Here is an 18,666-nt window from a genome sequence, read left to right as displayed (position 1 = left end):
CGGAGCCGGCTCGCTCCCACAAGGAATTCACCACCAAAAAAAACGCGGCGCCTGTGAGGGCGCCGCGTTTTTTATTGCCTGCGGTTTAGAAGTCCAGGCTGACACCCACGTTGATGCCTTGTTGGGTGAAGTCGTCATCCTTGCGAATGTTGTAGCTGGCTCGTAGCGCCAGGTCTGAGGTCAGTTTCTGGCTGACGCCCAGGTTCAGGCGGTTAAGGTTGGTTTGCGGGGTGTAGCCCTGTAGGGTGAAGTGGTTGTCGGGCAGGCTGTTGAGGCTCATGGTCAGGTCCTGGGTGTCGTCCTTATATTCGCGTTCGTGGGCGAACTCGCCGAACACCTGAGTCTGCGGGGTGATTTGGTACTTGCCCTGCAAACCGACGCCGAGGCGCTTCGAGGTGCGCTTCTGGTCACCGAAGGTCAGTGCCGTGGAGTCGTTGCCGTTCTCCGAGTAACCATCGACTTGCACCTTGGCGTAGTCGGCGCTGATGAATGGCGACAAGTGCCACGGGCTGCTTGCCTGCTGTGCGATGTCGTAACCCAGGCGAGCGGTGACAGCCAACACAGTGCCGTTGGTATCGCCTTTCTCCCCGCGTTCGTTGACGCCCAGGTCGAACTTGCGTTTGAGATTGTCGTAGTCCAGATGCCCGGCCGTCATTGCCGCGTCAGCCCACCAGCGGTTTTGCTGATACTGGGCGAACGCTGTGCCCATGTACGTGTTGAGTTTGTACTGCGAGTTGTCGTTGCCCGCTTCCAGCTTCTGACGATAGAAACCGGCAGCCACGCCAACACGCCAGGCTTCGTCGAGACGGTAGCTACCGCCGATGTTCAGGTTGTAGCCGTTGCCATCGGCACTGGCTGCACTGCGTTGATCGTCAAAATTCAGGTGTTGACCACCACCGGCGACAATCGCACGCCACTGACCGACGTTTTGCCAGTTCTCCCAGTCGGATTGCCATTGGTTGCGCAGTTCATCCTGATGCGCGCGCAGGGTGGCGTGGGCCATTTCCGGTAACAGCGTCAGTTCCCAAGGGGCTGCCAGTATGGAATACGCGTAATCGGCGATCAGGCGTTGCCCGGCTTCGGTCGGGTGTACCGAGTCGTTGTAGATCAGCTTGGTTGGGTCTGGCGTAGCGCTGTTGATCCCGTATTTGGCGTTTTCGGTACAGCCGTCACCGCTGAAGCAGGTTGCGGTGAGGTTCTGGTCGGTGGCCAAGCCAAATTGCGCCGGGTTGGCGAACGTCTCTTTGAGCAGCACCGGAATATTGAGCGGGATGACTTCGGCATCGACGTGCTGCAACTGGCTGACCAGTTCGGTGTTGAACTGGGCGCTGAGTTGGGAAGTAAAGTCCTGTAGCGGACTGCCGTTGATCGCCGGGGTTAGCCCGATATCAGGTAATAGCCAGACCATGATGTACCTGGCGCCGGCCTGTTGCAGTGTTTGCACGCTGCTGACCAGGCGATCGGCCGCAGCGCTGGCCTGATCCAGGCTGGTTACCCGGCCCTGAAGGAAGTCGTTGCCGCCACCGGAGAGGTAGTAGAGCGCGTTCGGATCGGCACGAAAGCCGTTGCTCGGCAGATAACCGGGCCGACTGCGCTCACCGGTGTCCGAGGTGGTGGTGATCGAGTCGAGGATCTGATCGGTACGGAAGCCCCCCGTGGCCCAGTTGTTGCCATCTGGCAAGCCTTCACTGGCACGGACTGCCGAGGTCGAAGCGGCCGTCTGGTCAGGTGAAAACCCCAGTTTCCCCCCCAGCAACTGCGTCGAGTTGGCGGCGCGAACCTCGCCGTTGCCATCCTTGTAGGTCGGTCCGACGCGGTTGGTGAACCGCTCGGTTGCACCTGCGGGACCGCCGGTATCGGTAAACTGCCCGGCGTCGTTCAGGCTGTCGCCAAAGACAATGAATTTCGTATAGGGGGCGGGGGCTGCAATGGCCTGGGCGCAGGCCATTGCAAGAACACAACTGGCGAGCGGTACAAACATCGTCTGTTTGATCATGAGCAAGTCCATTTATTTATTGTTGTAGTGAACGGAACGACAGTACCAAAAACTTTCGCGTTTTAGCTATGGCTAAAGGCCGCATCGATTGCTTGCTCTGCGCCATATTGCACCCTCTGCTCAGCTAAGTTACTGTGCGGGAACGTATGAATGAGACCTTCCCCGTGTTGATCGTCAGCAAACTCTTGGATCAAGTCATCAAGGCCCACGCCCGTTGGCGTTGGCGCGCCTGAACTTTCTCTGCCGGCCCGGCCGGACCTGTACCTGTTTGCCTTCTTTACCCGTATGAAATGCCGCTTTTGCCGGTTCCATCCCAGCAACTGACCGAGCGTTGCAAGACTGCGGGTAAATCATTTGAAGGCCGTCTCAAAAGTCAGTGAATTCAAGAGGTTTCAAACCATGTTGCTGATGATCGATAACTACGACTCTTTTACCTACAACGTTGTGCAGTACCTTGGTGAGCTAGGCTCCGAGGTCAAGGTTGTGCGCAACGATGAGCTGACCATCGCCGAAATCGAAGCACTCAAGCCTGAGCGCATCGTCGTGTCCCCCGGTCCATGCACCCCGACCGAAGCCGGCGTGTCCATCGAAGCCATCAAGTATTTCGCCGGCAAGCTGCCGATTCTCGGCGTTTGCCTGGGTCATCAATCCATCGGCCAGGCGTTCGGTGGTGATGTGGTGCGCGCCCGCCAGGTTATGCATGGTAAGACTAGCCCGGTATTCCACGAGGACAAGGGCGTGTTCGAGGGTCTTAACCGTCCGCTGACCGTCACCCGCTATCACTCACTGATTGTGAAGCGTGAAACCTTGCCCGATTGCCTGGAATTGACCGCCTGGACTCAGCTCGAAGACGGCTCGATCGATGAAATCATGGGCCTGCGTCACAAGACATTGAACATCGAAGGGGTGCAATTCCATCCTGAGTCGATCCTGACCGAGCAGGGGCACGAGCTGTTCGCCAACTTCCTCAAACAAACCGGCGGCACGCGCTAAGGACTTTCCATGGATATCAAGACTGCCCTGAGCCGTATCGTCGGCCATCTGGACCTGAGCACTGATGAAATGCGCGATGTGATGCGCGAAATCATGACCGGGCAATGCACAGACGCGCAGATTGGCGCGTTCATGATGGCCATGCGCATGAAAAGCGAGAGCATCGACGAGATCGTCGGCGCCGTTTCGGTCATGCGTGAGCTGGCAGACAAGGTCGAGCTGAAAACCCTCGACGGTGTTGTCGATGTAGTCGGCACCGGCGGTGATGGTGCGAACATCTTCAACGTTTCTACGGCTTCCTCGTTTGTGGTGGCGGCGGCAGGTTGCACCGTGGCCAAGCACGGTAACCGTGCGGTATCGGGTAAAAGCGGCAGCGCCGACTTGCTGGAGGCGGCCGGGATCTACCTGAACCTGACGCCGGTTCAAGTGGCGCGTTGCATCGACAATGTCGGCATCGGCTTCATGTTCGCCCAATCGCACCATGGTGCGATGAAACACGCTGCTGGCCCGCGCCGCGATCTCGGCTTGCGCACGCTGTTCAACATGCTCGGCCCGCTTACGAATCCGGCCGGCGTGAAGCATCAGGTCGTGGGCGTGTTCAGTCAGGCGTTGTGCCGACCGTTAGCCGAAGTCCTGCAGCGCATGGGCAGCAAACATGTGCTGGTGGTGCATTCGAAGGATGGCCTGGACGAGTTCAGTCTGGCAGCGCCGACCTTTGTCGCGGAATTGAAGAATGACCAGATCAGTGAGTATTGGATCGAACCTGAAGACCTCGGCATGAAGAGCCAGAGCCTGCACGGCCTGGCGGTGGAAAGCCCGGCGGCTTCGCTCGAACTGATTCGCGATGCCTTGGGGCGGCGCAAAACCGAGAACGGTCAGAAAGCTGCAGAAATGATTGTGCTCAATGCTGGTGCTGCGTTGTACGCCGCTGATCATGCGGTCAGCCTGAAAGAGGGCGTTGCCCTGGCTCATGACGCGCTGCATACCGGCCTTGCGCGTGAAAAGCTTGAAGAATTGGGTGCGTTTACCGCGGTATTCAGAGTGGAGAATGAGGCATGAGTGTACCGACGGTTCTGGAGAAAATTCTCGCCCGCAAAGTCGAGGAAGTGGCTGAGCGCAGCGCTCGCGTAACGCTTGCCGAGCTGGAAGCACTGGCCAGGGTGGCCGATGCTCCGCGTGGTTTTGCCAAGGCGCTGATTGCCCAGGCCAAGCTCAAACACCCGGCGGTGATTGCTGAAATCAAGAAGGCTTCGCCGAGCAAGGGCGTGATTCGCGAGAACTTCGTGCCGGCCGAAATCGCCAGGGACTACGAGAAGGGCGGGGCAACGTGCCTCTCGGTGCTGACCGATGTCGACTTCTTCCAGGGCGCCGACATTTATTTGCAGCAGGCACGTGCGGCGTGCAAGCTGCCGGTGATCCGCAAGGACTTCATGATCGATCCTTATCAGATCGTCGAAGCCCGTGCGCTGGGCGCTGATTGCGTGCTGTTGATCGTTTCCGCGCTGGATGATGTGAAAATGGCCGAACTGGCAGCCGTCGCTAAAGGCGTTGGCCTCGACGTGCTGGTCGAAGTCCATGACGGTGATGAGCTGGAGCGGGCCTTGAAGGTTCTCGATACTCCGCTGGTCGGCGTGAACAATCGCAATCTGCACACCTTTGATGTCAGCCTGGAAACCACGCTCGACCTGCTGCCGCGCATCCCGCGTGATCGCCTGGTCATTACTGAAAGTGGCATCCTCAATCGCGCCGATGTCGAGCTGATGGAAATCAGCGAGGTGTATTCGTTCCTGGTCGGTGAAGCATTCATGCGCGCCGAGAACCCGGGCACTGAACTGCAACGCTTGTTCTTTCCAGAGCGTGGCGTGGCGGTCAGCGGTTCTACACTCGACTGAACCTGATTCAATGAAGAAGCCGGCGTTGCCGGCTTTTTTGTATCCACCGCAAAGGATTCGCACTGCCATGACTCACCCTATTGCCTTGACCGTCGAAGCCGGTCTGCGTGCCGAGCAGGATTTGTTGGCGACGGTCTGTGCCGGCGACCAGGAGTTTGGTTTGTTGTTCTGGCAGCCGAGCGATCGCGCGCTGGTCATGCCTCGGCGCTTGAGCCGTCTGCCGGGGTTCGAGGCCGCTTGCCAGGCGTCGGCGGCAAATGGTTGGCCGGTTCTGTTGCGTGAAACCGGTGGTGAGCCGGTGCCGCAATCGGCGGCGACGATCAATATCGCGCTGGTGTACGCACCGCCGCGCAGTGAAGGGGACCACGGTCGGATCGAAACCGCTTATCGGCGTCTGTGCGACCCTATTTGTACGCTGCTGACGGAACTCGGCGGCAAGCCTTCATTGGGTGAAGTCGAGGGCGCTTTCTGTGATGGGCGTTTCAACGTCAATCTCGATGGCCGCAAAATGGTCGGCACCGCTCAGCGCTGGCGCCAGAGCAAGGGTGGTCAGCGCCCGGTGGGTTTGGTGCATGGTGCGCTGTTGCTGGACGACGAGCGCGAGTCAATGGTTGAGGCGGTGAACCGTTTTAATGAGGCTTGCAGTCTGGAGCAGCGGGTTCGCGCGCAGAGTCATATCGCCCTGCATGAACGATTTGCCGCCCCGGATGCCATCGCGCGGCTGGACACCCTGTATCGGGAAATGCTCTCCGAGGTGATGTCGGCTTAGCGGGTACCGAATACCACCATGGTCTTGCCTTTGACGTTGACCAGGTTGCGTTCTTCCAGGTCCTTGAGCACGCGCCCGACCATTTCCCGCGAGCAACCGACGATCCGGCCGATTTCCTGGCGGGTAACCTTGATCTGCATGCCGTCCGGGTGCGTCATGGCGTCGGGCTGTTTGCACAGCTCCAGCAAGCAGCGCGCAACCCGGCCGGTGACGTCGAAGAACGCCAGGTCGCCGACCTTGCGTGTGGTATTGCGCAAACGCTGGGCAATCTGGCCACTGAGTACGTAAAGAATGTCCGGGTCTTGCTGGGACAGCTCGCGGAACTTGCAGTAGCTGATCTCGGCCACTTCACATTCGACCTTGGCGCGAACCCAGGCGCTGCGTTCCTGTTCCTGCCCGGCTTGTTCGAACAGGCCCAGCTCGCCGAAGAAGTCTCCGGCATTGAGGTAGGCGATGATCATTTCCCGGCCATCGTCGTCCTCGATGAGAATGGTGACCGAACCCTTGATGATGAAAAACAGCGTATCCGAACGATCGCCAGCGCAAATGATATTGCTCTTGGCCTGATAGCGACGGCGCTGGCAATGCATCAACAACTTGTCGAGGTTCTTGATTTTGGGTGTTGGGGTAATAGCAACCATGGTTGTATCCCGAAAAGACTGCACGGTGTGTTGTGGTTTTTTTATGTATCGCTGATGACGGCCGAAAAAACAGCAGGCTAAGTGCCATGAAATTGGCGCCAGCTTAACAGACACATTCCGTCGTTATTCGATAATTTATCAATACTGTAAGTGTGTTGCTTGTGCTGATGCCAGTCGCTGTCAACCGAAGGCCCTGTGCTAAGCTGGCGACCCTTTTTTAACAGTGGAGTCTTGGCGATGAAGGCACGCATCCAATGGGCTGGCGAAGCCATGTTCCTCGGTGAGTCCGGTAGCGGTCACGTGGTGGTCATGGACGGTCCGCCTGATGCCGGCGGTCGGAACCTGGGTGTCCGTCCGATGGAAATGCTCCTGCTCGGTGTGGGTGGTTGCAGCAATTTCGACGTGGTCAGCATCCTGAAGAAGTCCCGCCAGGCCGTGGAGAGCTGCGAAGCCTTCCTCGAAGCCGAGCGTGCGACTGAAGATCCCAAGGTCTTCACCAAGATTCACATGCACTTCGTGGTCAAGGGCCGGGCGCTGAAAGAAGCCCAGGTCAAACGCGCTATCGAGTTGTCGGCCGAGAAGTATTGCTCGGCGTCGATCATGCTCGGTGCGGCCGGTGTCGCCATCACTCACGACTACGAAATCATCGAACTCGGTTGATTCGACATTCAACTATCATAAATGCAGTGCAGACTCTGGCGATCATTGGCCCAGGTCTGCATAATGCGCCACTTTTTTCAGGGCCGTGATCGGTCAATCGACAGATCACACACCCGAACAGACAACCAAAATCGCCATCGCGAAGAGGTGTTAACCGTCCTACGCTGGTGCGTCGTTCGCATCTGACGGGCATGCTTGATCACGCGGCCGGGCCGCATACATAGAGAGTTTTTAAACGGTGAAAAGCAAACTCAAGCTCCATGGGTTCAATAACCTGACAAAGACCTTGAGCTTCAACATCTATGACATCTGCTATGCGGAAACTCCGCAAGACCAGCAGGCTTACGTTGAGTACATCAATAAAGAGTACAACGCCAAGCGCCTGACGCAGATCCTCACAGAAGTTGTCGATATCATTGGTGCCAATATCCTGAACATCGCCAGTCAGGACTATGAACCCCAGGGCGCCAGCGTCACGATTCTGATCTCTGAAGAGCCGGTGACCCCGACCGACAGTCAGATTGAAGAGTCACCGGGCCCGTTGCCCGAAATCATCCTGGCCCACCTCGACAAGAGCCACATCACGGTGCACACCTACCCGGAAATCCATCCGGTGGACGGTATCGCAACGTTCCGTGTGGATATTGATGTGTCGACTTGTGGGGTCATTTCACCGCTTAAGGCGCTCAACTTCCTGATTCACCAGTTCGATTCGGATATCGTGACCGTGGATTATCGCGTGCGCGGTTTCACCCGTGACATCGAAGGCAAGAAGCACTTCATTGATCACGAGATCAACTCGATTCAGAACTACCTCTCCGAAGACACTCGCGACGCGTATCAGATGACCGACGTGAACGTGTACCAGGAAAACCTGTTCCACACCAAAATGCTGCTGAAGAACTTCGAGCTGGATAATTACCTGTTCGGCGACGCCACCAGCAACTTGTCCTCTGAGCAACGTGCTCAGGTGACTGAGCGCGTAAAACACGAAATGCTCGAGATTTTCTACGCACGCAACATGTCGAGCTAAGATTTTTCGAGTACAAAAAAGGCGACTGCCCGGGGGCGGTCGCCTTTTTTATTGCGGTTGTCTTTCTGTTAGACCGTGGTATGTCTTTCGCGAGCAAGCTCGCTCCCACATTAGTCCTGCAAACATAGACCCATTGTGGGAGCGACGGTGCGACGATTCGACTTGCTCGCGATGAGGCCCTGTCGAACGACGCACCGTCAGATCCGGTAGGTACTTTTGGTCATGACCTTGGCCATCAGGCTCATGCCGAATTTCACCGGCGCCGGGAAGCGGAAACCTCCAGCGTCCAGAGCGCTTTCGGCGTGTTGCTCTTCATCGATGCGCATCTGCTCAAGAATGGCCCGGGACTTCTCGTCCTCGACCGGCAGTTGCTCCAGGTGTTCGTTCAAGTGTTTGCACACCTGATCTTCAGTCGCCGCGACGAAACCAAGGCTGACTTTGTCGCTGATCAGTCCGGCGACGGCGCCGATACCGAACGACATACCGTAGAACAATGGATTGAGGATGCTGGTGTGGCTGCCCAGTTGGCGGATGCGCTGTTCGCACCAGACCAGATGATCGATTTCTTCTTCGGCTGCGTGTTCCATTGCCTCACGCACTCGCGGCAGCTTGGCAGTCAGGGCCTGGCCCTGGTACAGCGCCTGGGCACAGACTTCACCTGTATGGTTGATGCGCATCAGACCGGCGACGTGCCGGGTGTCTTCGTCGCTCATTTTCGCCTCTGGCTGCACGATGGCCGGCGACGGGCGACAAGGCTGGCCACTAAAGGGCAGCAACGTGCGCATCGCGGTGTCGGCTTGCAACAGAAGACGGTCAATCGGCGAGTAGTGACGTTGGGTAGTCATGCTGACCTCCGGGAAGAATCTCGGCGGCCAGTTTACCGCAATCGGCCGGGTTAGGTTTGCGCTGGGTCATTGCGGCGTAGTGGGTTTGTTCTGCGCAGTCATGTTCTTTGTGGGAGCGAGCCTGCTCGCGATAGCGGCGGGTCAGTCAACATTGATGCTAAATGTACTACCGTCATCGCGAGCAGGCTCGCTCCCACAGGGTTATTGCAATCAGCCCGGCGGCCAGTGCATCTGGCGCTGACCCAGCACGTGCATATGAATGTGGTAGACGGTCTGGCCACCCAGTTCATTGCAGTTCATGACCACGCGAAAGCCTTCTTCGCAGCCCAACTCCAACGCCAGGCGTTGGGCAGTGAACAGAATGTGCCCGGCCAGTGCCTTGTCGTCCTCGGTGAGGTCGTTGAGCGTGCGCACCGGTTTTTTCGGAACTACCAGGAAATGTACGGGTGCCTGTGGGGCGATATCGTGGAAGGCCAGGACCTGGTCATCCTCGTAAATGATTCTGGCAGGTATTTCTCTGTTGATGATTTTGGTGAACAGAGTATCCACAGCTGTTTCTCCATTGTGTTAGTCCGGGCTGAGTGTACTCACGGGAGATGCCCGAGCCCAGCCTGTTACCTTTACTTTTTGTGATGCTCAGCGCGGACAGTGCGCCTTGTTGACCATGCCCACGACGGCTCGGGTCAGCCAGCGCGAGCCGAAGCGCGGCAACAGCGCGAACCAGCGATTGCGGCGTCCGGGAATGATGATTGCGCGGTTCTTCTCCAGCGCACGCACTGTGTAGAGGGCCACTTCCTCGGGGCTCATCAGCATTTTGCTGTTGGCCAGTTTGTCGGTGTCCAGTTGCGCGGTGCGGAAAAACGCCGTGCGTGTCGGACCGGGGCAAAGGACCGAGACCTTGACCGCGCACTTTTTCAGCTCGACCCGCAAGCCTTCGGAGAAATGCAGTACATACGCCTTGCTGGCGTAGTAGGTGCTCATCCAGGGGCCAGGGTAGAAGGCGGCCATCGAGGCGACGTTCAGAATCTGCCCACCGCCCTGCAAGGCCATGCTGTTGCCAATGGCGTGGCACAGGCGGGTCAGGGCCAGGATATTCACTTCGATCAAGTCTTGTTCGGTCATCCAGTCCTGAGCCAGAAACGGGCCGCAGGTACCGATGCCGGCGCAATTGACCAGCAGGTCGATCTGTCGGTCACCCTCTTCGAGTTCCAGCAGAAATCCGGACAAGCGCAGCGGCTCACCCAGGTCACAGGCGCGGAACAGCACTTCGACGCCGAAGCGCTGGGTCAGTTCGATGGCAATACTTTCCAGCTGATCACGTTGACGGGCCACCAGAATCAGGCTGCGGCCGCGTCGCGCCAGCGCTTCGGCCATGGCCAGGCCGATACCGCTGGAGGCGCCAGTGATCAGAGCGTAACGGGTCATGCAATTCTCCATCGCAACGGCTCGCGGCCTGTGGACAGAGATGTCACAGGAATCGAGCGCGTTTATTCTTTCTCATAGTCTACAGGGGGCTGGGCTGATTTCGCCGCATCGTCTGCCTCAACCGCATCGGCCGGCTCACTGCTTCCATAACTGCTGGCCGAGGTGCTTTCGTATTCTTCGGTCAGGGTGCTGAGTCCACCGGCAAATGCGCCGACAAAAAACACTGCGATCACCACCAGCCACAGCCCGCACAGAACTTTGACGGCCGTGCTGTTGGGCGGCTGCGGCGCGCCATAGCGATTCGCCCCGACGTTTCCTGGCAGCACCGCGAGTGCAAATGGAAACAGGCTGCCGATAAAGGGCACCAGGTTCAGAAACCACAGCCAGCCGGACCAACCAAGATCGTGCAGGCGTTGCACGCTGATGGTGATGTTTATGTAGAGGTACGCCACGAACGCAACGACACAAACAATTGTGCTCAGCACAATTTGATTGCCGCTCAACAGGCTGAGTCCAAAAACGCCAGCGATAGCCCCCATGATCAGCAGCGCCACCAATGACCACGCGAGATAACGCAGACGCCCGATTCGGCCCTGCACGCTAAACACCTTGAGTTCCGAAAATTCTGGCAGCGCTTCACCAACGGGCGCGCGAGGAGGGCTATAGGGCGACTCGTTGTCACCGAGCGTGGATGCCGTGTAAGCGGCAGTCGATGAATCGTGAACGTCGCTCAGATTCAGCTCGATCGATGGTTCGGCTTCGATGCGTGCATCGATGCCGGTTTTCGACAGGGCATTCAGATAGGTTTGTGCGTCTGTGTGGGACAGGTCCTTCTTAAGCGCGACAGGCTTTCCGCTGAACAGTCGCTCAATGGCCGAGACGTCGCTTTTGAACAGCTGGGCGAGATTGAGTTTCGCGGTGGTGATGTCGACGCCCGGAAGCAGGGCTCCGTCGAAGACGATCTTGAAACGGTTTTCGCTCATGCCAGGGCATCCTTGTCGCGAGTCCAGGGTTTGTACTCGGCAGTTTAAGCCAGCCAGAATCGGCTGGCCAAACCTTGTGCGTTAGCGCGGCCAGCGTTTGGGCAGTTGAGCTGCAAACTCCTGAGCCTTGCGGTATTCGGCGTCCAGCCTTGCAACCAGTTGATCGACGCTTGGCAGGTCGTCAATTTCACCGACGCCCTGGCCAGCAGACCAAACGGTTTTCCAGGCTTTGGCTTCATCGCTCAAGGGTTTGAGCTTGGCGCCGAAGTTGACTTCACCCTTGCCTTGCAGCGCGTCTACGTCAAAGCCGGCGTTTATCAGGCTTTGGCGCATGAAACTTGCCGGAACGCCAGACACTGCTGGAGTATGGACGATGTCGGCAGCCCTGGAGCTCAGCAGCATCTCTTTATAGGCTTCAGGGGCATGGCTTTCGGTGGTGCCGATAAAGCGTGTACCGAAGTAAGCCAGATCCGCCCCCAGCAGTTGCGCAGCGAGAATCTCGTGGCCGTGGTTCAGGCAGCCGGCCAGCAGCAGGGTTTTGTCGAAGAACTGACGAATCTCGGCAATCAGCGAAAACGGGCTCCAGGTCCCGGCATGGCCACCGGCGCCTGCCGCCACGGCAATCAAGCCATCGACGCCGGCCTCGGCAGCTTTTTCCGCATGGCGTCGGGTCGTCACGTCGTGGAATACCAGGCCGCCATAGCTGTGCACCGCATCGACCAGCTCTTTAACGGCGCCAAGGCTGGTGATCACGATCGGGACCTTGTGCTCGATGCAGATTGCCAGGTCCGCTTGCAGGCGCGGATTGCTGTTGTGAACGATCAGGTTCACTGCATACGGTGCGGGATTCTCCAATAGCGCCAGACCCGCTTCGATTTCTTCCAGCCAGGCTTTGAAGCCGCTGCTTTCGCGCTGGTTCAGCGCTGGAAAGCTGCCGACTACACCATTGCGGCAGCAGGCGAGCACCAGTTGTGGATTGGAAATCAGGAACATCGGCGCCGCCACGACGGGCAGACGCAAGCGTTGTTCGAGCAAGGCGGGCAGCGACATTGGAAGTACCCCGATAAGTGGCGACTAATTAAGATCAGAACGGCCGTACGACGACCAGAATTACAATAGCCAGCAATATCAGAACTGGCACTTCATTGAACCAGCGATAAAAGACATGGCTGCGGGTGTTTTCGCCACGGGCAAAACGTTTTACCTGCGCGCCGCACATGTGGTGATAGCCGATCAGGATCACCACCAGGGTCAGCTTGGCGTGCATCCAGGCACCTTGTCCGAAGTAGGCGCTGGGGTTGAGGCTGATCAGCCAGATCCCGAAGGCCAGTGTGGCGATCATCGCCGGGCCCATGATCCCGCGGTACAGTTTGCGCTCCATGATGCTGAAGCGTTCCTTGCTGATGCTGTCTTCACTTTGCGCGTGGTAGACGAACAGGCGCGGCAGGTAAAACAGGCCGGCAAACCAGCAGACCATGCTGATGATATGAAGCGCTTTGAGCCACAGATAAAGCATTTTTGGTTATTCCCAGGTTCACGGTAGCCCGAATAGTAGAGGCTTGACCCTCCGTACGTCACCTTGACGGTTGTCGCAGGGCGGTGTGCGCCCTATTATCGACGGCTTTCCAGTGGGTTCGTTGAGGGCAGGTTTATGGTCAAGGTCGGTATCGTCGGCGGCACGGGTTACACGGGTGTCGAATTGCTGCGTCTGTTGGCGCAACATCCGCAAGCTGAAGTGGTAGTGATCACTTCCCGATCCGAGGCAGGCCTGGCTGTTGCCGACATGTACCCGAACCTGCGAGGCCACTACGACGGCCTGGCGTTCAGCGTTCCGGACATCAAAACCCTTGGTGCCTGCGATGTGGTGTTCTTCGCCACTCCGCATGGTGTAGCGCATGCACTGGCCGGTGAATTGCTGGCAGCCGGGACCAAGGTCATCGACCTGTCGGCAGACTTCCGTCTGCAGGACGCGGACGAATGGGCCAAGTGGTATGGTCAGCCGCACGGTGCGCCAGAGTTGCTGGAAGAAGCGGTCTACGGCTTGCCGGAAGTCAATCGCGAGCAGATCAAACAAGCGCGCCTGATCGCGGTACCGGGTTGCTACCCAACCGCCACGCAACTGGGCTTCCTGCCGTTGCTTGAAGCAGGTCTTGCCGATACTTCGCGCCTGATCGCTGACTGCAAGTCGGGTGTCAGCGGCGCTGGTCGTGGTGCAAGCGTCGGTTCGCTGTATTCCGAAACCTCCGAGAGCATGAAAGCCTATGCCGTTAAAGGGCATCGTCACCTGCCTGAGATTCGCCAGGGGCTGCGTCGCGCAGCAGGCAAGGACGTCGGCCTGACTTTCGTGCCGCACCTGACGCCAATGATTCGTGGCATTCACTCCACACTCTATGCAACCGTGGTCGATCGCTCTGTGGACTTGCAGGCGTTGTTTGAAAAACGCTATGCCAACGAACCGTTCGTCGATGTCATGCCGGCTGGCAGCCATCCGGAAACCCGCAGCGTGCGGGGGGCCAACGTTTGCCGTATTGCGGTTCATCGTCCACAGGACGGCGATCTCGTGGTGGTGCTGTCGGTGATCGACAATTTGGTCAAAGGCGCGTCGGGTCAGGCGGTGCAGAACCTGAACATCCTGTTTGGTCTGGACGAGCGCTTGGGCCTGTCCCATGCGGGCATGCTGCCCTAAGGCTTTATCCCGTTCAGCAAAAAGGCCCGTTTAACGGGCCTTTTTGTATTCCGGGCTGACAATTGTGTTGATTGATATACCGTAACAATAGTTGACCGATTTTCTGGGAGAAGCGGATAATGCGCGTCATCACGCATTATGGCGGTGTAACACCGGGAGATAGTCAGCATGAGCGTCGAATCCTTCACCCCCACGGCTTTGCAATTCACCCACGGTGCCGCGCACAAGGTGAAGAGCCTGGTCGATGAAGAGGGTAATGATCGCTTGAAGCTGCGCGTATTCGTTACGGGCGGCGGTTGTTCAGGGTTTCAGTACGGCTTCACGTTCGATGAAGAAGTGGCCGATGACGACACCATCGTCGAACGCGAAGGTGTGAGTCTGGTCGTTGATCCGATGAGCTTCCAGTACCTGGCAGGTGCCGAGGTGGATTATCAGGAAGGTCTGGAAGGTTCGCGTTTCGTGATCAAGAACCCGAATGCCACCACGACCTGTGGTTGCGGCTCTTCGTTTTCGATCTGATCGCACCTCACAGCATCACCAAACGCCGCATGGCCTCACGGCTTTGCGGCGTTTTGCTGTCTGGTGTTCAGGCAGGGTAGATGGCGCCGAGGACGCGTAATCCGCGAGCGCCGGTGACGCTTGGGCGATTGGCCGGGATATTTTCGAGGCAGCAATGGGCCAACCAGGCGAAGGCCATGGCTTCGACCCAGTCCGGGTCTACGCCGTAAGTCGCGGTGCTGCTGACCTTGGCGTTTGGTAGCAGGTCGGCGAGGCGGGTCATCAGTGTCGCGTTATGGGCGCCTCCACCACAGACCAGTAGCTCTTGCGTATCGGCTTGTGCGGCTTGTAGCGATTCGACGATGGTCAGCGCCGTCAGCTCAAGCAGCGTGGCTTGCACGTCTTGTGCGGCAAATGCGGGCAGGCGCGCCAGGTGATGTGTCAGCCATTGCAGGTTGAACACTTCGCGGCCGGTGCTTTTGGGGCCTTTGGTCAGGAAGAACGAGTCGCCGAGCAGTGCTTTCAGCAATACAGGCTCTATGCTGCCGCTTGCAGCCCACTTGCCGTCACGGTCGAAGGTCTCGCCGCGTTGCTGGTGAATCCAGGCGTCCAGCAGGACATTGCCTGGGCCGCAGTCAAAGCCCGAGACGGGTTTGCCGGTCTCGATCAGGCTGAGATTGCTGAAGCCGCCAACATTCAAGACAGCACGGTTGCCGCTGCGCTGTTCAAACAAGGCTTCATGGAAGGCTGGAACCAGCGGTGCGCCTTGCCCGCCTGCAGCCACGTCGCGGCTACGAAAGTCACTGACGACGGTGATCGAGGTCAGTTCGGTCAGCAGGGCGGGGTTGCCGATCTGCACGGTGAAGCCGCGCGCGGGCTCATGGCGAATGGTCTGGCCGTGGCTGCCAATCGCTCGGATGTCGTCAGGTTTCAGGTGTTGATCTGCAAGCAGGGTGTTGATGCCCTGGGCGGCCAGTTTTACCCAGTTTTGCTGGGCAATGGCGCTGCGGGCTATCTCGTCGGGGCCGCTGGCGCACAAGCCAAGCAGCTCGGCGCGCAGGAGTTCGGGCATGGGAATGTAGTGCGTGGCGATCAGTTTGATCGCCGGTGCTTGCTCGATCAGCGCAATGTCCAGGCCATCAAGACTGGTCCCGGACATCACACCTATATAGAGCGCCATGGCTTAGCGCTTGCTCGAAGCCAGCAGGGTGGCTTTCTCTTGTTCCATGCGCGCCATCAGCGGCTGGCTTTGTTGCAGGAAGCGCGCGCGCTCGGACTTGGCGATCGGGTCGGCCATTGGCAGTTTCTGACCCAGCGGATCGACGTGAACGCCGTTGACCTGGAACTCGTAGTGCAAGTGCGGGCCGGTCGAGAGGCCAGTAGTGCCGATATAACCAATCACCTGGCCCTGCTTGACGTTGCCGCCAGTCTTGATGCCTTTGGCAAAGCCCTGCATGTGACCGTACAGCGTGCGGTAGGTGTTGCCGTGCTGAATGATAACGGTGTTGCCGTAACCGCCGCGGCGACCGGCCAGCAGCACTTTACCATCGCCGGCAGCCTTGATTGGAGTGCCGCGAGGCGCTGCGTAGTCGACGCCTTTGTGCGCGCGAATTTTGTTCAGAATTGGATGCTTGCGGCCCATGGAGAAACGCGAGCTAATACGGGCGAAGTCCACCGGCGTACGGATGAACGCCTTGCGCATGCTGTTGCCTTCGGCCGTGTAGTAGCTGCTGTTGCCTTGCTTGTTGGTGTAGCGCACGGCGGTGTACGTCTTGCCGCGGTTGGTGAAGCGGGCAGAAAGGATGGGGCCATTGCTGACAGCCTTGCCGTTGACGACTTTCTGCTCGTAGATCACATCGAACTCGTCACCCTGGCGAATATCCTGGGCGAAGTCGACGTCATAACCAAACACGCTGGCCATGTCCATGGTAAGGCTGTGGGACAGGCCGGCCCGCGCTGCGGATTGCGAAAGCGAGCTGTTGATCACGCCGTGGACATAGGCGGAGCGCACGGTTGGCTTGGTTGTAATGCGGTTAAAGGTATAGCCCTTGGCGTTTTTGCTCAGGCTGATGCTTTCAACGTCGTTGAGCTTGCTGTGCAAATTGGTCAACTGGCCGTCGCGGCCCAGTTCGAACTCGAGTTTCTGGCCGTGTTTAAGCTGGGTGAACTGCTTGGCTTGCTTGTCGCTGGCCAATACATCGTGCACCGAGGCGGCTGGAAGCCCGACTTTCTCGAACAGTGTGGAGAGGGTGTCGCCTTTGGCAACGATCACTTCCCGGTGGCCTGGAGCTTTCTTCTCTTCAACGACCGGTGCCGGGGCTGCTTTAGCTGACTCCTTGGTATCGTCGGTAGTGGTTTCGATCTGGGCGAATGGCGATTCGACTGGCTCGTTTGTGGCTTGAACGACGTCAGCAGCGTCTTGATCTTGTGTCAGTTGTTCTGCGGGGCGTTCCAGTTCAAGACTCAGGGTTGTCTTTTTGGCTTCAACGTCACTGGAAGGAAATACCAGGAGCGCCAGGCTGAGAAGGGCGGCAATGCCACTTGCCGCGAGCAGGTGGGTCTTCGGATAAAGCGGCGGCGCTTTAGACGGTTCTGTGGTCATAGGTAATTTGACTTTGGAAAAGATGAATTGGAAAAGATGAATGACATGATGAAGATGAAATAACTGTATAAAATATAACCAAATCATCTCTTAAGCAAGTCGCGAATGCTCTGTTCGCGGATTGGCGTCCGTGCGCCGGGCAAAACTTGTATTTGGTGCGCGATCTTGTATGGTTGGTTCCCTTTGAATCTGAGCCTTGCGGGTCTGTTATGAAGTCGGTTGAAGAGCAGCTAGCGCTGATCAAACGTGGTGCGGAAGAACTGTTGGTCGAGTCCGAGCTGATCGAGAAGCTCAAGCGCGGCCAGCCGCTGCGTATTAAGGCTGGCTTCGATCCGACTGCGCCGGATTTGCACCTGGGTCACACGGTGCTTATTAATAAGTTGCGCCAGTTCCAGGATCTGGGTCATCAGGTGATCTTCCTTATAGGTGACTTCACCGGGATGATCGGTGATCCGAGTGGCAAGAGTGCTACCCGTCCTCCGTTGACGCGTGAGCAGGTTCTCGAAAACGCCGAGACCTATAAGACTCAAGTGTTCAAGATTCTTGATCCGGCGAAAACCGAGGTGGCTTTCAACTCCACCTGGATGGATCAGATGGGGCCTGCGGATTTCATTCGCCTGACCTCTCAATACACTGTGGCGCGCATGCTTGAGCGCGATGACTTCGACAAGCGCTATTCGACCAATCAACCAATCGCTATCCACGAGTTCCTGTACCCGCTGGTTCAGGGGTATGACTCGGTCGCGTTGCGTGCGGACGTCGAGCTGGGCGGTACCGATCAGAAGTTCAACCTGCTGATGGGGCGTGAGCTGCAGCGCAGTTATGGTCAGGAGGCTCAATGCATTCTGACTATGCCATTGCTCGAAGGGCTGGATGGCGTGAAGAAGATGTCCAAATCGTTGGGCAACTACGTCGGTATCCAGGAAGCGCCAGGTGTCATGTACGGCAAGCTGGTTTCGATTCCGGACGTGCTGATGTGGCGTTACTTCGAGTTGCTCAGCTTCCGGTCCATGGAAGAGATCGATGCGTTGCGTGCAGATGTTGAGGCTGGCGCCAATCCGCGGGATATCAAGATCAAGCTGGCTGAAGAGATTGTTGCGCGCTTCCATGGTGAAGAGGCGGCGGCGAACGCTCACCGTGGTGCGGGTAACCGTATGAAGGAAGGCGAGTTGCCGGATGACTTGCCAGAGATCGAGCTGACTGCGACTGAGGATATGCCGATAGCAGCTGTGCTTAATAAAGCAGGGCTGGTGAAGAACTCGGCGGTCGCGCGTGATCTGCTTGGTTCGGGCGGTGTGCGTATAGATGGCGAAGTGGTTGATCGCACCTTTATATATGCGCTGGGCGCGACCCATGTTTGCCAGGCCGGAAAGAAGGCATTTGCGCGTATTACTCTTAAATCCGAGTAAGGTTGAAAATAGGGGTTGACGGCGAATTATATCTGTCTATAATTCGCCCCACTTCCGGCACAGTCGAAACGGAAAACTCCTTGGTAAACAAAGAGTTACGCAGTTTTCGACAGCGGTTACGCTTCAGTTCATCGAAGCCTGAAGGAGTTGGTAAGGCAGTGTGTTTTCGCCTTATTGACGGTTCGATCATCTCGGTCGAAAGCGGAGAAAAAGAGGTGTTGACAGCAGCGAGTA

General features: G+C 57.7%; 20 protein-coding genes. 9 read left to right on the top strand and 11 right to left on the bottom strand.

All coding sequences use genetic code 11. The features are described 5' to 3' along the window. Positions 1 to 85 precede the first annotated feature (85 nt). Positions 86 to 1,996, bottom strand: coding sequence for an esterase EstP (gene estP, locus AC1DIG_RS10865; protein ID WP_477767310.1), 1,911 nt, complete (start codon positions 1,994 to 1,996; stop codon positions 86 to 88). 399 nt (positions 1,997 to 2,395) lie between these two features. Between estP and AC1DIG_RS10860 the strand changes: the two genes are divergently transcribed. From AC1DIG_RS10860 to AC1DIG_RS10845, 4 genes are all read left to right on the top strand, one after another. Then, positions 2,396 to 2,989, top strand: a complete 594-nt coding sequence (locus tag AC1DIG_RS10860) for an aminodeoxychorismate/anthranilate synthase component II (protein ID WP_103319668.1) — start codon at positions 2,396 to 2,398, stop codon at positions 2,987 to 2,989. A 9-nt stretch (positions 2,990 to 2,998) separates the two neighbouring features. After that, the gene (gene trpD, locus AC1DIG_RS10855; protein WP_477767309.1) at positions 2,999 to 4,048 is read left to right on the top strand and encodes an anthranilate phosphoribosyltransferase; all 1,050 of its coding nucleotides are present in this window, start codon (positions 2,999 to 3,001) and stop codon (positions 4,046 to 4,048) included. Continuing rightward, positions 4,045 to 4,881, top strand: coding sequence for an indole-3-glycerol phosphate synthase TrpC (gene trpC, locus AC1DIG_RS10850; RefSeq protein WP_427544811.1), 837 nt, complete (start codon positions 4,045 to 4,047; stop codon positions 4,879 to 4,881). Before trpD ends, trpC begins: the two co-directional genes overlap by 4 nt. A gap of 67 nt (positions 4,882 to 4,948) precedes the next feature. Next, positions 4,949 to 5,650 (top strand): lipoate--protein ligase family protein, encoded by a 702-nt coding sequence (locus AC1DIG_RS10845; protein ID WP_477767308.1) that lies wholly within the window; start codon positions 4,949 to 4,951, stop codon positions 5,648 to 5,650. Here the strand turns inward: AC1DIG_RS10845 and crp are convergent. Next, positions 5,647 to 6,291: a cAMP-activated global transcriptional regulator CRP gene (gene crp, locus AC1DIG_RS10840; RefSeq protein ID WP_054594293.1), complete on the bottom strand. Its 645-nt coding sequence runs from the start codon at positions 6,289 to 6,291 to the stop codon at positions 5,647 to 5,649. The genes AC1DIG_RS10845 and crp overlap by 4 nt on opposite strands. 237 nt (positions 6,292 to 6,528) lie before the next feature. Here crp and AC1DIG_RS10835 point away from each other — a divergent pair, with 237 nt between their 5' ends. Together AC1DIG_RS10835 and speD are read left to right on the top strand one after the other, a co-directional pair. Then, positions 6,529 to 6,951: an OsmC family protein gene (locus tag AC1DIG_RS10835; RefSeq protein WP_017138086.1), complete on the top strand. Its 423-nt coding sequence runs from the start codon at positions 6,529 to 6,531 to the stop codon at positions 6,949 to 6,951. A 238-nt stretch (positions 6,952 to 7,189) separates the two neighbouring features. Beyond that, positions 7,190 to 7,984: an adenosylmethionine decarboxylase gene (gene speD / locus AC1DIG_RS10830; RefSeq protein WP_054594292.1), complete on the top strand. Its 795-nt coding sequence runs from the start codon at positions 7,190 to 7,192 to the stop codon at positions 7,982 to 7,984. A gap of 197 nt (positions 7,985 to 8,181) precedes the next feature. Here the strand turns inward: speD and coq7 are convergent, their stop codons facing one another. The 6 genes from coq7 to hemJ all read right to left on the bottom strand — a co-directional run bounded on the left by coq7 (position 8,182) and on the right by hemJ (position 12,753). Beyond that, positions 8,182 to 8,829, bottom strand: coding sequence for a 2-polyprenyl-3-methyl-6-methoxy-1,4-benzoquinone monooxygenase (coq7, locus tag AC1DIG_RS10825; RefSeq protein WP_019693897.1), 648 nt, complete (start codon positions 8,827 to 8,829; stop codon positions 8,182 to 8,184). 210 nt (positions 8,830 to 9,039) lie between these two features. Next, a complete protein-coding gene (locus AC1DIG_RS10820; protein ID WP_454187960.1) occupies positions 9,040 to 9,378 on the bottom strand; it encodes a histidine triad nucleotide-binding protein in 339 nt (112 codons plus the stop codon). A gap of 87 nt (positions 9,379 to 9,465) precedes the next feature. After that, the gene (locus AC1DIG_RS10815; protein WP_477767307.1) at positions 9,466 to 10,254 is read right to left on the bottom strand and encodes an SDR family NAD(P)-dependent oxidoreductase; all 789 of its coding nucleotides are present in this window, start codon (positions 10,252 to 10,254) and stop codon (positions 9,466 to 9,468) included. A 62-nt stretch (positions 10,255 to 10,316) separates the two neighbouring features. After that, the gene (locus AC1DIG_RS10810; protein ID WP_477767306.1) at positions 10,317 to 11,237 is read right to left on the bottom strand and encodes a DUF805 domain-containing protein; all 921 of its coding nucleotides are present in this window, start codon (positions 11,235 to 11,237) and stop codon (positions 10,317 to 10,319) included. A gap of 81 nt (positions 11,238 to 11,318) precedes the next feature. Next, on the bottom strand, positions 11,319 to 12,287 hold the full coding sequence (locus tag AC1DIG_RS10805) for an NAD(P)H-dependent flavin oxidoreductase (protein ID WP_019693894.1): 969 nt from the start codon (positions 12,285 to 12,287) through the stop codon (positions 11,319 to 11,321). A 34-nt stretch (positions 12,288 to 12,321) separates the two neighbouring features. After that, on the bottom strand, positions 12,322 to 12,753 hold the full coding sequence (gene hemJ / locus AC1DIG_RS10800) for a protoporphyrinogen oxidase HemJ (RefSeq protein ID WP_477767305.1): 432 nt from the start codon (positions 12,751 to 12,753) through the stop codon (positions 12,322 to 12,324). 135 nt (positions 12,754 to 12,888) lie between these two features. Here hemJ and argC point away from each other — a divergent pair, with 135 nt between their 5' ends. Next, positions 12,889 to 13,923, top strand: coding sequence for an N-acetyl-gamma-glutamyl-phosphate reductase (gene argC, locus AC1DIG_RS10795; RefSeq protein ID WP_008008353.1), 1,035 nt, complete (start codon positions 12,889 to 12,891; stop codon positions 13,921 to 13,923). A 168-nt stretch (positions 13,924 to 14,091) separates the two neighbouring features. After that, a complete protein-coding gene (gene erpA, locus AC1DIG_RS10790) occupies positions 14,092 to 14,442 on the top strand; it encodes an iron-sulfur cluster insertion protein ErpA (protein WP_007906865.1) in 351 nt (116 codons plus the stop codon). Between the two features lie 67 nt (positions 14,443 to 14,509). On the opposite strand, the gene AC1DIG_RS10785 is transcribed toward erpA, so the two are convergent. Next, complete coding sequence (locus tag AC1DIG_RS10785) at positions 14,510 to 15,601, bottom strand: anhydro-N-acetylmuramic acid kinase (RefSeq protein ID WP_477767304.1); 1,092 nt, start codon at positions 15,599 to 15,601, stop codon at positions 14,510 to 14,512. 3 nt (positions 15,602 to 15,604) lie between these two features. After that, entirely contained in the window at positions 15,605 to 17,023 is a 1,419-nt protein-coding gene (locus AC1DIG_RS10780; protein WP_477767303.1) for a peptidoglycan DD-metalloendopeptidase family protein, read from the bottom strand. A gap of 209 nt (positions 17,024 to 17,232) precedes the next feature. Here AC1DIG_RS10780 and tyrS point away from each other — a divergent pair, with 209 nt between their 5' ends. After that, positions 17,233 to 18,432 (top strand): tyrosine--tRNA ligase, encoded by a 1,200-nt coding sequence (gene tyrS / locus AC1DIG_RS10775; RefSeq protein WP_054594284.1) that lies wholly within the window; start codon positions 17,233 to 17,235, stop codon positions 18,430 to 18,432. Here the strand turns inward: tyrS and AC1DIG_RS10770 are convergent. Next, the coding region (locus tag AC1DIG_RS10770) for a hypothetical protein (protein WP_477767302.1) at positions 18,419 to 18,666 on the bottom strand (248 nt) is incomplete at its 5' end. The genes tyrS and AC1DIG_RS10770 overlap by 14 nt on opposite strands.

Source organism: Pseudomonas sp. 05N431 (assembly GCF_056397005.1).
The sequence above is the reverse complement of the archived record's forward strand: the minus strand, read 5'-3'. Positions and strand labels throughout refer to the sequence as shown.

Bases quoted from the DNA above. Each gene is read 5' to 3' on its own strand.
- trpC (WP_427544811.1), top strand. From the start codon at position 4,045: ATGAGTGTACCGACGGTTCTGGAGAAAATTCTCGCCCGCAAAGTCGAG.
- argC (WP_008008353.1), top strand. From the start codon at position 12,889: ATGGTCAAGGTCGGTATCGTCGGCGGCACGGGTTACACGGGTGTCGAA.
- tyrS (WP_054594284.1), top strand. From the start codon at position 17,233: ATGAAGTCGGTTGAAGAGCAGCTAGCGCTGATCAAACGTGGTGCGGAA.
- hemJ (WP_477767305.1), bottom strand. From the start codon at position 12,753: ATGCTTTATCTGTGGCTCAAAGCGCTTCATATCATCAGCATGGTCTGC.
- trpD (WP_477767309.1), top strand. From the start codon at position 2,999: ATGGATATCAAGACTGCCCTGAGCCGTATCGTCGGCCATCTGGACCTG.
- AC1DIG_RS10845 (WP_477767308.1), top strand. From the start codon at position 4,949: ATGACTCACCCTATTGCCTTGACCGTCGAAGCCGGTCTGCGTGCCGAG.
- AC1DIG_RS10785 (WP_477767304.1), bottom strand. From the start codon at position 15,601: ATGGCGCTCTATATAGGTGTGATGTCCGGGACCAGTCTTGATGGCCTG.
- crp (WP_054594293.1), bottom strand. From the start codon at position 6,291: ATGGTTGCTATTACCCCAACACCCAAAATCAAGAACCTCGACAAGTTG.
- AC1DIG_RS10810 (WP_477767306.1), bottom strand. From the start codon at position 11,237: ATGAGCGAAAACCGTTTCAAGATCGTCTTCGACGGAGCCCTGCTTCCG.
- AC1DIG_RS10860 (WP_103319668.1), top strand. From the start codon at position 2,396: ATGTTGCTGATGATCGATAACTACGACTCTTTTACCTACAACGTTGTG.
- AC1DIG_RS10835 (WP_017138086.1), top strand. From the start codon at position 6,529: ATGAAGGCACGCATCCAATGGGCTGGCGAAGCCATGTTCCTCGGTGAG.
- AC1DIG_RS10780 (WP_477767303.1), bottom strand. From the start codon at position 17,023: ATGACCACAGAACCGTCTAAAGCGCCGCCGCTTTATCCGAAGACCCAC.
- AC1DIG_RS10815 (WP_477767307.1), bottom strand. From the start codon at position 10,254: ATGACCCGTTACGCTCTGATCACTGGCGCCTCCAGCGGTATCGGCCTG.
- erpA (WP_007906865.1), top strand. From the start codon at position 14,092: ATGAGCGTCGAATCCTTCACCCCCACGGCTTTGCAATTCACCCACGGT.
- coq7 (WP_019693897.1), bottom strand. From the start codon at position 8,829: ATGACTACCCAACGTCACTACTCGCCGATTGACCGTCTTCTGTTGCAA.
- estP (WP_477767310.1), bottom strand. From the start codon at position 1,996: ATGATCAAACAGACGATGTTTGTACCGCTCGCCAGTTGTGTTCTTGCA.
- AC1DIG_RS10805 (WP_019693894.1), bottom strand. From the start codon at position 12,287: ATGTCGCTGCCCGCCTTGCTCGAACAACGCTTGCGTCTGCCCGTCGTG.